Below are 15,164 nucleotides of genomic sequence, written 5' to 3' on the forward strand. Positions count from 1 at the left end.
GGAGCAGGAATGTCCTTCTGAACTTTATGGACACAGTTCTTTACGAACGGCAGGGGAAAGCCATTACCAACTTTAAGGCGTCACTGCCTGTTCCGCAAGATAACCTTGCGCAGGAAATGACCAAAGACCCGTATAAGTTCGATTTTCTTACAATGACCGAAGGATATCGTGAAAAGGAATTAAAAGATGCGCTGGAGGTGAATATCCGCAATTTCCTTTTGGAGCTTGGGACGGGCTTTGCTTATATGGGGCGTGAATACCGATTCATGATAGGGTAGACCGAAAAGTTTGTTGACATGTTGTTCTACAATCTGAATTTACGTTGTCATGTGGTTGTCGAAATAAAGACCGGAAAGTTTGAATCGGAATATATCGGGCAGTTGGGAACATACGTCGCCGCCGTGACCATCTGCTGAGAAAAGAAATTGACAATCATACGTTGGGATTTCTGATATGCAAGTCTAAAGACAATAATCATGCAAGTGACCATGCAAGTGCACAGGTTAAAAAACTGATTCCTGTTTTAGCTGGAGAGAAAGGACGTTCGGAATTACAGAAATTGTTGTCGATTAATAATAGAGATTATTTCAGAACAGATTATTTGGTTCCGGCCATTAACAAAGGCTATATAGAACCAACCATACCCGATAAACCCAATAGCCAAAATCAAAAATATCGCCTTACGGCAAAAGGGTTGGCACTGAAGGAGAAATTGAAACACAATGAGTAAATTATAAATAGGCACTTTGCTTGTATTTATTATGAGTAGGTTATGTAAATAGTTTATCTGATAATAAAATTATGCTTTTTAATCCCCTCGGATTCGAGGGGATTAAAGTTATTATTAATAGTAAGTAAAAGTTTTTGTATTATGGAAAATTTTATAAATTTGCGACAGACATTTTTCAAAAATAATTGTATATTAAAGCTGATAATCAGTATGTGTGTTTGAACAAAGATAGTATATGACAATAAATAATTTGCTTAACGTCAAGTCTCGTGATGAACTGCGCGAATGGCTGATGCAGAATCATGATAAGGAGTCGGAATGTTGGGTGGTGGTGAAACGTGGAAGACCTATTGACGACGGCACGTTCTGGTATATAGATGCTGTAGAAGAGGCTATGTGCTTCGGATGGATAGACAGCACGACAAAGAAGCTGGCAGACGGGGTGACGGCACAGAGGCTGTGCCCGAGAAAGCCGTGCAGCAACTGGTCGGAACTGAACAAGGAAAGATGTCGCAGGATGGAAAGGCTCGGGCTGATGACTGATGCCGGCAGAGCCGTGTTGCCGGATATGACGGACAAGGGCTTTGTGATAGACGATGATGTAATGAAAGAATTGAAGTCGGACCCTGTGGTGTGGCAGAATTTTTGCCGCCTGCCCGAGCTGTATAAGCGTGTGCGCATTGACACCATCCAAATAAAGAAGCGTCAGCCCGAGCTGTTCAGAAAGCGGCTTGACAAATTTATAGAAAACACCCGAAATGGCGTCATGTATGGTGAGTGGAACGATAACGGCAGACTGCTGATGTAATCAGCGTATGTTTCCTTATAAGAGCGTCAAAAAAAGTTCTGCAAAAGGCATCCGCAATACAGAAAAAATCTATAACTTTGTCATCGTTGGTTATTGTTTATATAAAAGCATTGATTCCGGCTTTTGGGTGTTCTTTCTGGCAGACAATGACTTTAAAAAGTAAAAAGCGCCAGGGAGAATAAGGCCTATTGCAACTTGATTGGGATGAAGAATATAAAGGTTCTCTAATGTACTGAAGTATGGAAGAAAATAATATAATTATCTATACAGCAGCTGATGGGCTATTATGAATTTTTTAAGATATGAGTTATGAAAAAAATATTTCTACTTTTATATTTGTGTGTTATTCTCAGTAATATCGCCATATCACAGAACATAATGGATGTGAAACAATATTCATTTAGGTCATTAACTTATAATGATACACGTTCTTTCAGGATTGCTTTACCTGCTTCGGCTTATCCAAATGTAAAGTATAATGTGCTGTTTGTCCTGGATGCAGATTATACCTTTGATGTAATCGCTTCGACAGCCGTTTATTTACAGACCTTTGACTATATTCCTCCAACGGCAGTTGTAGCAATCGACTATTCAACTCCCGGAAATAGAAATGATGTAGGATACGACTTGTCCGGCAACAGTCTTGATTCAAGCGGAGAAATGTTTTATAAATATGTTAATACCGATTTGGCAAAGGAAATAGACAGAATTATTCCAACATCAGGTTTTAATACGTTAGTTGGCCATTCATATACGGCAAGCTATCTGAACTATTATATCGATGCAGGGAATGATAATATGACGTCATATATTCTATTCTCGCCTGAAAAGATGGAACGGATGCCTGGCTTTGAAACCAAGTACAAGACAAAGAGTCCGGGTGTCCGCATAATTACAGCTATGGATGATACTGAAGAAAGACAGACTTTTGGCCGGAATTTGTATGAGAACTTTCAGAAAATGAAATATGACGTTAAGCTTCACAGTATTAAAGCAGACCATATGTCTGTAATTCCGGCAGGGATTATGCAAGCCTTGACAAGTTTGTATGACAAATATTACAATATAGACAGTATATACGCTGCCATAGAACGTTCGGACTGTACTTTATGGGAGACTTTTACAAGCATAAATGAAAATAACAGAACTCTTTATAAACAAGAATTACCAGTTTCAGGCTCATGCATTTCTGCTTTCTTGTGGACGGCCATTCAAAAAGACGAAAAAGAATCAATAGACAAATTACGCGTTTATTATGAGAAAGCCTTGGAAAGTGAAAACTCTGATCCTAATGCATTAGGCGTTATGGGAGATCTGATGAATAAACTTGGCTTATGGAAAGAGGCAGATTACTACTTGCAACGATGTCTGGACAGATATAAAAAATTGAAACAAGAACATGAAACACTGTATTGGAGAAGAGTGTACTCATTGAATGTCTTACCTAAACTCGGGCAATATAAAAAGGCATGGAAGATATTAGAAGAAGGGAAAAAGATATATCCCGATGATAAAGCTATATTCTGTTATTATCAAGGAGTGTTATCAATAACAAACGATTTTCTTATAAAGAAAGGCATAGAACAATTGAAAATTGCACTGAAATATCCCGATGTACTGAAAAATAATTTTGTGAACTTGGATGAAGCAGAAGCTCTTTTGAAAAAAGGAATATCAAAGGAAAAAGGTGTAATGCCGTAGATTCTACAATTGGATAAGAAAAATAAGTAAAATTACAAATGAATACGGGTAATCATGCTCCATTAATTCAGAATATTGTCAAGGTTTGACTAGACGTAAGAATCTAAAATCTTGATATATGGTTTTGATTTAAAAAAATAATGCTAACTTTGCAGTTAAGCATGCATTGGCTTGCGGAAAATCTTGAATTTAAGATAAAAATATGATAGAGCAAGTTTTGATAAAGAATTATAAGTCAATAAGAGACTTGTCGCTGCCGTTGAACAGACTTAATGTGCTTATTGGTTCAAACGGTGCGGGCAAAAGCAACTTTATTTCATTCTTTGAACTGATTAAGGCTATCTATGAACAAAGGTTTGGAAGCTATACGTTGTCAAAGGGTGGTATAGATAATTTGTTGTATCATGGAAGAAAGAAATCCGCGTCAATAGAAGGATTGATAGATTTTGATAATACCAATGCTTTCTTTTTTGAGATAAAGCCGGCACCGTCGAACAAAGGCTATCTTGAGAATACCGGCGACTATTTTAATTGTTATCAAAGCAATATAAAAGATTATCCGCAGTGGAACAAAACATTATGGGATTCTGCTGTGGAAGAATCTTCGTTGGCATATAACACTAAATGGAGAGCGGCCTATTTGAGGACATATTTAAAAAGTTTTATGGTGTATCATTTTCACGATACAAGCTTCACTTCTCCTATGCGTGGTGACTGCAACATAAACGACAATGAATGTCTGCGTGATAACGGTTCAAACCTGGCAGCTTATCTGTATTATCTGATGCAGAACGACGAAAAGGCTTTTCGCCTTATCGAGGGTGTTGTACGTTCCGTGGCGCCTTATTTTAAAGGCTTTAAGCTTCGCCCTGACGCCAACAATAATAACAAGATACGTCTGGAATGGGAGGAAAAGGATACAGACATGTATCTCGACGGATACAGTTTTTCTGACGGCACGCTGCGTTTCATTGCTTTGGCTACGTTGTTGTTGCAGCCGAAAAAGCCTGAGGTTATTATTATTGACGAACCAGAACTCGGACTGCATCCTGCTGCTATCAATAAGTTGGCTGAGATGGTGAAAAGTGCTTCTGTAAAGAGTCAGATAATCTTGTCTACCCAGTCAACAAATCTTGTCAACTGCTTTGATGTTGACGACATTATTGTGGTAGACCGTGCCGACAGCCAGTCGGTGTTCCGTCATTTGTCAGGTGATGAATTGAAAAAATGGATGGACGATTATAATCTCACTATCAGTGACCTGTGGGAGAAAAACATGATAGGAGGGCAGCTGTGAAACGTTTGTATATCGTTGTGGAAGGGCAGACAGAACAAGAGTTTGTCAACAGTCTTATTGCTCCATATTTGCAGAAATCTGAAATATATAGCGTCACGCCCGTTTTGATACGCACAAGCAGGAGCGGACGTGGAGGCATGGTTAACTATCAGCATCTGTATAATACTATAAAGATGCTGCTTGCGTCATCGCAGACAGACTTTGTTGTTACTACTTTAATCGATTTTTTCAGACTGCCTAATGATATGCCGAATTATGCAGAGTGTACGGCTGTTAATGATAAGACACAATGTGTTGAGGCTTTGGAAAATGCTGTTGATGACTCTGTGTGTGATTCGCGTTTCTTTTCTTACATACAGTTGCATGAGTTCGAGGCTCTTTTGTTTTCAAACAACAAAGGTTTTGAATGTTATTTTTCAGACGAGCATGCAAGTAAAACAGCCTCAATAATTTCTTCTTATGACAATCCTGAGAACATAAACTCTTCTCCTGAAGGTGCGCCGTCTAAACGGCTATTGGCAATAAAACCTGACTACAACAAGGTGCTTGAAGGCAATCTTATTGCGCTGGAAGTAGGAATAGAGGCCATAATAGAAAAATGCCCGCGATTTGCAGAATGGATGAATAGCATTGTCGAGAAGTGTAAAGATTAGGATGCTTTATTCCTAATAGCTGTTTGTACTAATAATCCCAATAGGTACCTGTTTTTCTTGCCGTTATGGTTATATTAAATTACTTTTACCTATAATGCAAGTATTCGCACGTGGATAAAACTGATAAGATCACAATTTAAAGGCAATCATGCGTTGTTGGGGCATATGTATAAAATTATAATGACATGAGAATATTTATTGCAATACGGTTTACTGAAGCGTTCAAGTCTTCAATATTGGATGCACAGGACGGACTGAAGGAATATGGAGTAAGGGGCAACTATACGCAGCCGGAGAACCTGCATCTTACGTTGGCATTTATCGGCGAAACGGAAAGGGTGGAGGAGATAAAGGCCGCTGTTGATGCCGTTAAGTTTGAGCCGTTTGTAATCAGAACGGGCAAGATGGGATGCTTTAACGGCATAAGCAGGGTGGTGTGGCTCGGCATAGAAGGCGAGGACAAGGTGAAGGCTATAGCGCAACAGCTGAGACGCAATCTTGACCAACGCGGCATTGACTATGCAAAGGGTAAGTTCAGTCCGCATATCACTCTTGTGCGCCAGCCGTCGGAAATGCCTCTTGACATCGACGTGGAGAGCGAAAGCATGACTGTAAGCAAGATTTATGTAATGAAGTCGGAACGGATCAATGGACGGCTCGTTTATACGGCTTTGTAATTGGTTGATGATAAATCAGCGCAACTGAGCCTGAAGAATAGAGATGGAGTTTTGTAATATTTAAATTACGAACTTATTCATAATTATGATTTGATTGCAGTTACAGGTTGAATTTTGAAAATAGTTAAAGTTATTATGAAACTTAGACGCATAATATTATTTTATTTCGTATGCCTCGTAGGTGTTGTCAGTGCATTTGCCGCAAACGGCCATGAGATAAGATTTATTTATTGTTCTGACCTTCACTACGGAATAAAACGACAGTTTCGGGGAGAGAAGGTTGATGCCTATAAGGTCATTGGCGAGATGGTGAAGTCGTTTTATCTGCTCAATAAAACAGATTTGCCCTCAGACGGAGGAGTAGGTGAGGGAACAAAGTTTGGCGAGCCGGATTTTGTTGTGTGTACAGGCGACATATCGAACAGAATGCATGATGGGGTGTGGCAGGCATGCACATCATGGAGACAGTTTGAAAAAGACTGGATAGAAACCCTCGGATGTCCCATATATCTTGTTCCCGGTAATCATGACATATCAAATGCCATAGGATATCCGAAGGCGCTTACACCTGCCAAGGATGAAACAAGTGCTATAGAAATATACAATCATAACATGCCGGAATTTGGCAGTCGGAAAATTTCGTCTTTTGATTATACTGCCAATAAAGTTCATTACACTTTTATAAAAGATAATCTCCGGTTTGCCTTTGTGGGGATATGGCCGGACGGCTTTATGCGTAGTTGGTTAGACAGCATATTTAAAGATGACCCGGCAACATCCACAATACTCTTCGCACATGATCCGGTTGAGGCTGATGCCAAACACTTTACAAATCCTAACTTTCCGTATGACATAAACAGTAAGGATAAATTTGAAAATCTGTTGGGCGATACGTGTAGCGTAAATGCCATTGACATGAGGCCTGTTGGCAACTGGAACAGGCTGGAGAGTTTTTTTAAGTCTCATCCTCAGATAAAGGCATATTTCCACGGAGACTGCAACTATAATGAATTCTATGACTGGAAGGGCACGGAGGGAAGCATATCCTTGCCTGTGTTCAGGGTTGACTCGCCGATGAAGGGAGAGTTGTCGGCAGACGATGAAAGCCTGCTTTCATATCAGGTGGTATGCATAGATACAGAAAGCAGGGTCATAACAGTGAGGGAATGTCTTTGGAACAAGAATGGTAAAACTTCTGTAAATTGGGGCAAGATGAGGAGCATTTCATATTGATGATGTCAGGTAATGCCCTTATGGTCATTTATTTATGATAAAAGCAGGTTTTAACCTATCTCCCGCGTGAAAGATTATTGTTGCAGATATCTGCCGCTTCTGACAAAATCAACAAGCTGCTGTTCGTATTCTGCTTCGCCCTGAATGTAATATTTACGGCTGACACGCTGAAACTTCTCGTATATCTTTTCGGCCTTGCTGCTGTCTGCTTCGTGTATCATGGCGAGGGCGTATTGAACGCGCAGGGCTGAAGGACGGAAGACAGACTGCACTTGCAGGTATTTGCTGATTGACTTGTCCAGCAGCCTGTTGATGTCTTCAGGGTAGTGGGGACGTATCAGCGTGAGGTAAATGCGCTCCAAGGTCAGTTCGTTGCGGTAGATAGTAACCATCCGGCTCATGTGCGGCTCGGCGCGCTGCATGATGGCGTTGGCCTTGTCGAAGTCCATGTGCAGCATGGCTAACGATAAGTCGGACGAAAGTGCCATGACGTGTATTGGGTTGCTGAAGTTTATGTCGCGGTCGTCGCACATGTATGTCATGGCCTCAAGCCGTGATGTGTCGTTCTGCATAAGATATCCGATGAGGCGCATGGAGCGCAGAAATACCATCGTGGAAAACTCGTCTTTGTGAAGATTGAGCATGTTGAGCCCGTCGTTGGGCAGTCCGGCCAGCTTGTTCGGGATGCCGTTCATGACAATGAGATATAGTCCGGAGATGATGATGCACAGCAGAAAGACCGTTGTGACGAGCGAATGATGTGCCGACGGCATGAACATAATGACAGATGCAATCATCGTGAGCAGAAGGTTGGCCAACACACCGCCTGCATTATATAAGGCTATGCCGAAGGGCGTGTCGCCGTTTTCGGGCGGCAGCATAAGACACTGGCCTGCGGCTCCGGCCATGCTGAAGCGCGACAGACGGAAACGGCTGTCGCGACGGCTCAGGACAATGCCCATAATCATAAACGACAGAAACTTCCAGCCGCGCGCCATGGCAGCAAGCATGTGGCCTGCTTCGTGGATGACGATGTGTATGATGAAAGATAGAATGAAGAATATCGCTGCCAGGAGTATCGTGAGAAACACGTCGGCGGCTGATATGTCGGCATGAAGCGCAGGCTTGATGATTTTGCCTATGACGAAACCAACCCCGAAGCCTATGGCTATTCCGCCAATAAATAATGCTGCTATGCGTAATGTCTTGTGGAGAAATGTCTTTTTTATGTTTCCCATGTTTCAGTGTATATTCTTTTGTCTGACTTATTTCGTTCGCGGCTCTGTTGCAAAAGAGCCATTGTTTCAGTGATGCTGACGGCAGCGGCATCTCATGATGCTGCAAAGATAGCGTAATAAATTTAAGAAATAAAACAGAAAACGAAACTTTTGTACAGCAGTAACAGAGATGTAATGTAATTTGGTCATTAGACCGCACATCTCTTTTTCAATTTTGTGCATTAATGTTTTCAGCCCGTCTTATTGTTTGCTTTTTCTTGACATAGCCTGCTATATCAAGAAGAATCTGATGAAAATCAGCTTAATGTAAAGCCAAAGCGCCATGTGGTTCCCATTCGCAAGCACTACGTTTGGTATTGTGCCGGCTGATTTGCAATCTGCCGGAATTGAGTATCAGAACCGAAGGCCAGCGCAGCTAATTTTTTAATCCGATTACTTCCTATTTGACATCACCTTATACTTTTAATGCAAACTTAGCATTAGATTTTTCATTACTCACTTTCATAATACAGCGGTACTTTTAGCGGATCTCAAATTATCTATGCTGACCTTAGGTTCTTATATTCACTTCCGGCGGATTAATTTCATTGATTGTCGGCTGCGCTTGGCATAACCAAATGAGATTTGCTCCTGTTCTTACTTGCACGACAATTGCAGATCCGCCGGCACATTACCAAAATTAGTGCGTGCGCTTTGTCGATTATTGTCAATTGTATTACATTGAAAAGAATCAACAAGGAATTTGACTTTAACTCCTGACCCGAAAGCACAGATCAGTCGGAATGATAGCAACGTAGTGCTTACGTAACGTAGATTTTGTGTATTAATGCTTTCTGCCCGCCCTTTTTGTTTCTATTGGCGCAAGGCACCGTCAGCAGATTTATTGCCTACCAGAAGTATGAAAGCCAAAGATTTTGCGGCAGAGATGACATCTGTTAATTGGCCTCCGATTCTCGCATTTTAACATGTGTTGTTACTGTGTTACAAACACTCTCCAGCTGCCATCCTTCTCGCCTCGTTCAACGTATTTTTTCTGTATGAGTTGATCGAGCAGTTTCTGAATGGCTGTGATGCTGATGCCTGTAATTTCTTTCATGTCAGCCAAGGTAAGTGTCGGTTCAGTTTGCATAGCATTCAGAATCTTTGTGTAATTTGGGGTTCGGAATGCAATGCGTTCACCATCATACCACCACACATTTTCATTTCTTTCGCTAATAAACAATACATCGTTATAAACCTCTGTTGCAACCAAATCTCTAAAATATTTCAAAAAAGGACGGATATCCTTAATTTCTGCGTGAGCACCATCACTAGGGACAGACCCAACTTCGAGATCTGTTTGATGCAGAGCCTCCAGATACTCACTCTTCTTGCGGCTGCGAACAACGACCATCGGGTAATTATGGCGAGTTAGGATAAAGTTTGTCATCAGTCGGGCAATACGGCCATTTCCATCTTCAAAGGGATGAATGCGTATATAACGGTAATGGAATAACGCTGCCAACTCTACAGGTGAGAGTTTTCCTTCTTGCTCAGCCTTGTTATACCAATCTACCAAGTTTGCCATTAGGTAGGGAGTCTCTTCCGGCGAAGCATACTCAAACCTGTCGCCGTATCTTGTAATGACACTATTTGGCCTAGTCTTATACTGACCAGCGTGTATTACATAACTTGTCTGCACGCCACCAGGAAGATTACGAAATACCGTGTAATCTTCACGAAGTAGAGTCTTGTGTAAAGTTCTTATAAAATTTTGAGTCAAAGGAGTTTCTTTCACTCTTGCTTCCTCTGTCATCATACGAAGTCCAACGTTGCTTGCTGTCATCTCTTGTACGTCACGCACATCAGCCTCGCCAATCACTTTACCAAAGAGCAACAAAATTTCCGTCTGACCATAGGTCAGTGTATTACCCTCAATGTGGTTGCTGTTGTAGTTGAAGTCAACTGTAAAACGACGGCTAAGCCTCTCCCTGTCCTTATCAGACAATGGTTGCAGCTCTTGCCATGCAGCCAATGCTTTCTTGATATTTAGGTATTTCATACGCCTCAAAATTTATTATCATGACTGCAAATATATAAAAAACTTTGAATATGGTTATATATATACAACCTTTTCGTGGTTTTTTCGACGTGTCGAATAGTAAAATTGGAGATTTATTGCTCCAATACCCAATTATGTCTATTGGCTTTATTTTGTTCTTTATCTAAAACTATGGATTTGGAATAGCAGGTAAAACAGCCGAACTCATTCCATAATAGCCCAATAGTAAAAAAGCAAGAAGCTGCTTAAAAACAATCGATTATCAGACCGTACATAGTTTTATCAATTTTGTGCATTAACGTTTTCAGCCCGTTGTGTTGTTTGCTTTTTCTTGACATAGCCCGCTATATCAAGAAAAATCTTACGAAAATCCGCTTAATGTAAAGCCAAAGCGCCATGTGGTTTTTATTCGCAAGCACTACGTTTGGTATTGTGCCGGCTGATTTGCAATCTGCCGGAATTGAGTATCAGGATTTATTTAATCCGATTACTTCCTATTTGATGCGTTTGCAAATTATAAAAGTGTCTGCAAAAAAAATTGACGAAGAACCGCTCAATGTAAAAAAATGCAGACCGAATTTTTATAACGATTTTGTTTTAATGTAAACCTGAACTCGGCATAAGAAAAACGTGTCAGCGGCATAAATGTATAGGCTGGAATGTTGACTGTAGTTGACAGCCATAAATACCGGCATGTTTGCCGGTAAAAACTGTGCCGTTTCTGCATCATAAGTGGCCTGTTTTTAGACCGTAAACGATAGGTTAATGATTTGAAACATATACGCATTGTTTTGCTTACAGTTTTCTTTATGGAGATTCTTTCTCTGATTGTTTCTTAATGAAGAATATGTATTTTCCTTTCAGTTTTTTGCCGTTAATTTCTGTGATGCTTTTTATGCAGGCTTATATGGATGAGAACATTTGTGGCAATTTTGTTTTATTGCCGTCAGAAAATAAGTACGGATGTTTTTGATGAAGAATAAAAAAATATTATCTTTGCAGTTAGACAAGTAAGGGCAGAAAACCCGTACATGTCATAACGGCGTGCTGAAAGGCTTACGGCATTATGCCGGACAAAAACGGCAGCACACAGTTGACGAAAAGGGGCGGGGGATGGACAGATGTACTAAGGAGCAGCGGCACAAAAACATGGCCGCCATACATTCGGCAAACACAAAGCCGGAGATGATAGTCAGAAAGTATCTGTTTTCACGCGGATTCAGATACAGGCTGAATCATCCGCGCCTGCCGGGACATCCAGACATAGTGCTGCGCAAATATCGCACGTGCATTTTTGTGAACGGCTGCTTCTGGCATGGACATGAAGGGTGCAAGTATTTCAAGATGCCAAAGAGCAACGTTGACTTCTGGGCAGCCAAGATAAACCGCAACAGGCAGCGCGACAAAAGGGTGCAGCAGGAGCTGGCCGCCATGGGATGGCACTGCATGACGGTGTGGGAGTGTGAGCTGAATACAGACAGGCGTGAACAGACGCTGACGTCGCTCGAATACACCTTGAACCATATATATCTGGGCGACCGCACCGTGAGATACTCTCTGCCGGAAGACGACTGCGGCATGATGGCGGCAGAGACCGGCCCTGAATATGGGGCGGCGGATGATGACGACGGGGCGATGATATAACGCATAGAATTAACAGCTAAACCGGAAACAAGAAAATAAATCTTTACAACTGTATGAGTTAAAAAACTAAATAGCTTACGTTTTAAGTGTAGAATTTGCTAAATTTGCGGCAGAAACAAGTATTGTGTAGATGAAAGATTTTGCGGCTATAGATTTTGAGACGGCCAACGGCGAGCGCAGTTCGGTGTGCAGCGTGGGCGTGGTGGTTGTGCGTGACGGTGAGATTGCCGACACGTTCTACTCGCTTATACAGCCCGAGCCAAATTATTACACCTATTGGTGCAGCAGAGTGCATGGCCTGACGCGCGAAGATACCGAAGAGGCACCGGTGTTCAGCGAGGTGTGGAAGCAGGTGGAGCCGCTCATTGAGGGGCTGCCGCTGGTGGCCCATAACAAAGGCTTTGACGAGGGCTGCCTTAAAGCCGCGTTCAAGGTTTATCAGATGGATTATCCCGACTACTGCTTTTACGATACCCTTGCCGCTGCCCGCAGGGCTTTTCCCTGTGCAGAGAATCATCAGCTGCATACTGTTGCTGCCCTTTGCGGCTACGACCTAACGATGCACCACAATGCCCTTGCTGATGCCGAGGCCTGTGCATGGATTGCAAGAGAGATATTGTGATACTGCAATGTTGTGGCACATATACTGAGAATGAATAAAAGACGGAATAAGAAAACAAGTCGAGTGTGTAATTGCTAAACAAAGAAGAAAAATGAAACCTATTGTAGCCATAGGAGATGTTCACGGTCTTGAAAAATGGAGAAGCATAGTTGATGAGCACGAAGACTGCACAATCGTGTTTCTGGGTGACTATCTTGATCCGTATGAATACATTACGCGCAGGCAACAGCTGGACAACCTGCGTGACATCATAGAACTTAAGAAGCGGCGCATGGACGACGTGGTGCTGCTTCTTGGCAACCATGACCTGCATTATTTCTGCGACAGGGCCCTGCCCGGTTCGCGCTACGACTTTCAGATAGAGAGGTTTGCCGAGGCTATGTTCAACGCCAACATAGAGCTGTTTCAGTATGCCTATCAGCAGGGCAACCGGATATTTACGCATGCCGGCATACAGCACAGCTGGTTTGTAGACGACTTTAAGGGCGACCTTACTCAGCCTATAGCGCATCAGCTGAATAATCCCGAGTCAGTCCAGTTTAACGCCATGTTGCGCCTTGGGCATGCCAGGGGAGGGCGCATAGGCAAAATCGGAGGAATATTCTGGGCAGACATAAGCGAACTGACCGACCCGCTGCATGGATATACGCAGATTGTTGGCCATAACCGCGTTGACGACATTACGGAACGCTGCGGATATAATGACAACAAGATAATCTTCTGCGATTGTCTGCGCAACGGCAAATATTATTATGAGGAATGAGGCTGTAGGCCGTATGAGGCGGTTCTCATGCCTATACAGACAGGCTGTATAGTGTATACAGTATGGGTACAGCCTGAATTTCTCACTTGACATGGATTAAAAACATATAATTCATCGAAAAATTTTTGCTGCTTATGCTGCGGTTTGGCATAAGTGGCATTTATTTTTGCACAAAAATTAAATACTTCGTATGATACTTTCAAACACATATATAAAAAATGAGTCAGCATTAAGAAAATATTTTTTAGGAAATATAAGACTTAATTGGACTTTTGGTTAGGTGATGTCATGGTGTAATTTCTTGATTTCAGACAATATTGGCAGGATAATGATGCCGTTGAGGCAGTTTCTGTGATTATATCCGTATGTTGCGGGGCTTTGTTATTTGCATAATGATAAGCTTATGCTTAGAAGAAGCGATAGGTTTTGTTTTGGGGTAAGATATTGTTTGCAATCGAAAGAAATGGGTGGGCTGTGGGTTTTTGTTTCTTATGAATAAGCATGTTTGGCGTACACAGGCTGCAGTATTGTCTGCATGGTTGTGGGCACGGGCATGTTGCGGTTTACATTTTTTGTACGTTGCGGCTTATAGCTTGGCGTATAAATAATAAATAGCTGGCTGTTGTTGATGCTGTGTTGCCGGTGTCAGCCGTTATTGTTACGGCTGATGTCGGTTGTGTATTGATATTAGAACCAAAAAATAAATAGACAATTAATTATGACAAAAGACCTATTCGACAAGTATATATGGCTTGTTGATGTAATTTACCGCTCGCGAAAAATAACGTTTGAGGAAATCAATGAGCGGTGGCTCAGGTCGAGCCTGAGCGACGGGCAGGACATACCTTTAAGGACATTCCACAACTGGCGTGCGGCCATAGAACAGATTTTCGACATAAACATTGAATGCAACAGAAAAGGAGGCTACTATTATTACATCGAGAATGTAGACGACTTGGAAAACAACGGGTTGCGAAACTGGCTGCTGAACACCTTTTCGGTTAATAATCTGCTTGTAGACGGGCATAACCTCAACAAGCGCATCTTGTTTGAATATATGCCTTCGGACAAAGTGCATCTCGAAAAGATTCTTGAAGCCATGCGCGACGGCCATGAGGCACGGCTCGAATATAGGTGTTACTGGTGTGAAGAGACAGGATATTATACTTTTAGACCTTACTGCGTAAAATTGTTCAAGCAGCATTGGTATGCAGTGGGGCAGTGTGTCGAATGTGGTTCTATACGCACATTTGCGTTAGACCATATAATAGATATGCACATCACCGACAAGGAGTTTGTCTATCCCAGGGACTTTAACCCGGAGAAGTTTTTTGAAGACAGCTTCGGCATAGTTATAAGTGACGACAATCCGGTAAAAATCCGCCTGAAGGTGTATGGCATGCATGCGTCGTATATGCGCTCCCAACCTTTGCATCATTCGCAGCAGGAAGTTGAGACTGCCGAAGGTTACTCGGTGTTTGAGTATTATATGCGCCCTACGTGCGACCTGATACAGGAGATATTGTCGCGCGGCTCGGATGTAGAGGTGGTGTCTCCCGAAAGTTTCCGTAAAAAAGTTGCAGAAGTGATACGCAGGATGGCCGGAAGATACGATGGTGATTCATAATTGGCTACGCCGAACCACGTTTCACAATTTTTTCCGCCATGAAATGAGGTGATGAATCTCTGACATGGCGGAAACTTTCTTATTAAGGATGAAGAGCTAAGAAACATGGTTTGTTTTAATTAAATTGTGA

14 protein-coding genes and 1 pseudogene are annotated in these 15,164 nt (G+C 42.0%); 13 read left to right on the plus strand and 2 right to left on the minus strand.

Features of this window, described 5'->3' with window-relative positions:
- Positions 1–26 precede the first annotated feature (26 nt).
- The 8 genes and pseudogenes from QVO66_RS10010 to QVO66_RS10045 all read left to right on the plus strand — a co-directional run bounded on the left by QVO66_RS10010 (position 27) and on the right by QVO66_RS10045 (position 7,099).
- Positions 27–416, plus strand: a pseudogene (locus QVO66_RS10010) (PDDEXK nuclease domain-containing protein).
- Between the two features lie 23 nt (positions 417–439).
- Positions 440–730 (plus strand): Fic family protein, encoded by a 291-nt coding sequence (locus QVO66_RS10015; protein ID WP_288172803.1) that lies wholly within the window; start codon positions 440–442, stop codon positions 728–730.
- 235 nt (positions 731–965) lie between these two features.
- Entirely contained in the window at positions 966–1,538 is a 573-nt protein-coding gene (locus QVO66_RS10020; protein ID WP_021855353.1) for a YdeI/OmpD-associated family protein, read from the plus strand.
- 309 nt (positions 1,539–1,847) lie between these two features.
- Positions 1,848–3,239 carry a hydrolase of alpha/beta superfamily gene (locus tag QVO66_RS10025; protein WP_021855354.1) on the plus strand — a complete coding sequence of 464 codons (1,392 nt, stop codon included), beginning with the start codon at positions 1,848–1,850 and terminating at the stop codon, positions 3,237–3,239.
- Positions 3,240–3,441: 202 nt separating this feature from the next.
- Positions 3,442–4,536 (plus strand): AAA family ATPase, encoded by a 1,095-nt coding sequence (locus QVO66_RS10030; protein WP_021855355.1) that lies wholly within the window; start codon positions 3,442–3,444, stop codon positions 4,534–4,536.
- A complete protein-coding gene (locus QVO66_RS10035; RefSeq protein ID WP_021855356.1) occupies positions 4,533–5,189 on the plus strand; it encodes a DUF4276 family protein in 657 nt (218 codons plus the stop codon). The genes QVO66_RS10030 and QVO66_RS10035 overlap by 4 nt, the downstream gene beginning before the upstream one ends.
- Before the next feature lie 185 nt (positions 5,190–5,374).
- The gene (thpR, locus tag QVO66_RS10040) at positions 5,375–5,866 is read left to right on the plus strand and encodes an RNA 2',3'-cyclic phosphodiesterase (RefSeq protein WP_021855357.1); all 492 of its coding nucleotides are present in this window, start codon (positions 5,375–5,377) and stop codon (positions 5,864–5,866) included.
- 135 nt (positions 5,867–6,001) lie between these two features.
- On the plus strand, positions 6,002–7,099 hold the full coding sequence (locus QVO66_RS10045) for a metallophosphoesterase family protein (protein WP_021855358.1): 1,098 nt from the start codon (positions 6,002–6,004) through the stop codon (positions 7,097–7,099).
- Between the two features lie 74 nt (positions 7,100–7,173).
- Here the strand turns inward: QVO66_RS10045 and QVO66_RS10050 are convergent, their stop codons facing one another.
- Together QVO66_RS10050 and QVO66_RS10055 are read right to left on the minus strand one after the other, a co-directional pair.
- The gene (locus tag QVO66_RS10050) at positions 7,174–8,337 is read right to left on the minus strand and encodes a M50 family metallopeptidase (protein ID WP_021855359.1); all 1,164 of its coding nucleotides are present in this window, start codon (positions 8,335–8,337) and stop codon (positions 7,174–7,176) included.
- 973 nt (positions 8,338–9,310) lie between these two features.
- Positions 9,311–10,378 carry a Fic family protein gene (locus tag QVO66_RS10055; protein WP_021855360.1) on the minus strand — a complete coding sequence of 356 codons (1,068 nt, stop codon included), beginning with the start codon at positions 10,376–10,378 and terminating at the stop codon, positions 9,311–9,313.
- Between the two features lie 396 nt (positions 10,379–10,774).
- Between QVO66_RS10055 and QVO66_RS10060 the strand changes: the two genes are divergently transcribed.
- The 5 genes from QVO66_RS10060 to QVO66_RS10080 all read left to right on the plus strand — a co-directional run bounded on the left by QVO66_RS10060 (position 10,775) and on the right by QVO66_RS10080 (position 15,034).
- Positions 10,775–10,984 (plus strand): hypothetical protein, encoded by a 210-nt coding sequence (locus QVO66_RS10060; RefSeq protein ID WP_021855362.1) that lies wholly within the window; start codon positions 10,775–10,777, stop codon positions 10,982–10,984.
- Positions 10,985–11,491: 507 nt separating this feature from the next.
- Positions 11,492–12,022 (plus strand): very short patch repair endonuclease, encoded by a 531-nt coding sequence (locus QVO66_RS10065; RefSeq protein ID WP_021855363.1) that lies wholly within the window; start codon positions 11,492–11,494, stop codon positions 12,020–12,022.
- 130 nt (positions 12,023–12,152) lie between these two features.
- A complete protein-coding gene (locus QVO66_RS10070) occupies positions 12,153–12,644 on the plus strand; it encodes an exonuclease domain-containing protein (protein WP_021855364.1) in 492 nt (163 codons plus the stop codon).
- A 91-nt stretch (positions 12,645–12,735) separates the two neighbouring features.
- A complete protein-coding gene (locus tag QVO66_RS10075) occupies positions 12,736–13,407 on the plus strand; it encodes a metallophosphoesterase (RefSeq protein ID WP_021855365.1) in 672 nt (223 codons plus the stop codon).
- 718 nt (positions 13,408–14,125) lie between these two features.
- The gene (locus tag QVO66_RS10080; protein WP_021855367.1) at positions 14,126–15,034 is read left to right on the plus strand and encodes a helix-turn-helix transcriptional regulator; all 909 of its coding nucleotides are present in this window, start codon (positions 14,126–14,128) and stop codon (positions 15,032–15,034) included.
- Positions 15,035–15,164: the final 130 nt, after the last annotated feature.

Origin of the sequence: Prevotella sp. CAG:255 (assembly GCF_000431195.1) — a bacterium.
Classification (GTDB): Bacteria; Bacteroidota; Bacteroidia; order Bacteroidales; family Bacteroidaceae; genus Prevotella; species Prevotella rara.

What these genes read in the sequence shown, in the direction of transcription:
- QVO66_RS10050 (WP_021855359.1), bottom strand. Translation starts at nt 8,337, where the DNA reads ATGGGAAACATAAAAAAGACATTTCTCCACAAGACATTACGCATAGCA.
- QVO66_RS10070 (WP_021855364.1), top strand. Translation starts at nt 12,153, where the DNA reads ATGAAAGATTTTGCGGCTATAGATTTTGAGACGGCCAACGGCGAGCGC.
- QVO66_RS10025 (WP_021855354.1), top strand. Translation starts at nt 1,848, where the DNA reads ATGAAAAAAATATTTCTACTTTTATATTTGTGTGTTATTCTCAGTAAT.
- QVO66_RS10020 (WP_021855353.1), top strand. Translation starts at nt 966, where the DNA reads ATGACAATAAATAATTTGCTTAACGTCAAGTCTCGTGATGAACTGCGC.
- QVO66_RS10030 (WP_021855355.1), top strand. Translation starts at nt 3,442, where the DNA reads ATGATAGAGCAAGTTTTGATAAAGAATTATAAGTCAATAAGAGACTTG.
- QVO66_RS10055 (WP_021855360.1), bottom strand. Translation starts at nt 10,378, where the DNA reads ATGAAATACCTAAATATCAAGAAAGCATTGGCTGCATGGCAAGAGCTG.
- thpR (WP_021855357.1), top strand. Translation starts at nt 5,375, where the DNA reads ATGAGAATATTTATTGCAATACGGTTTACTGAAGCGTTCAAGTCTTCA.
- QVO66_RS10045 (WP_021855358.1), top strand. Translation starts at nt 6,002, where the DNA reads ATGAAACTTAGACGCATAATATTATTTTATTTCGTATGCCTCGTAGGT.
- QVO66_RS10060 (WP_021855362.1), top strand. Translation starts at nt 10,775, where the DNA reads ATGTGGTTTTTATTCGCAAGCACTACGTTTGGTATTGTGCCGGCTGAT.
- QVO66_RS10075 (WP_021855365.1), top strand. Translation starts at nt 12,736, where the DNA reads ATGAAACCTATTGTAGCCATAGGAGATGTTCACGGTCTTGAAAAATGG.
- QVO66_RS10080 (WP_021855367.1), top strand. Translation starts at nt 14,126, where the DNA reads ATGACAAAAGACCTATTCGACAAGTATATATGGCTTGTTGATGTAATT.
- QVO66_RS10065 (WP_021855363.1), top strand. Translation starts at nt 11,492, where the DNA reads ATGGACAGATGTACTAAGGAGCAGCGGCACAAAAACATGGCCGCCATA.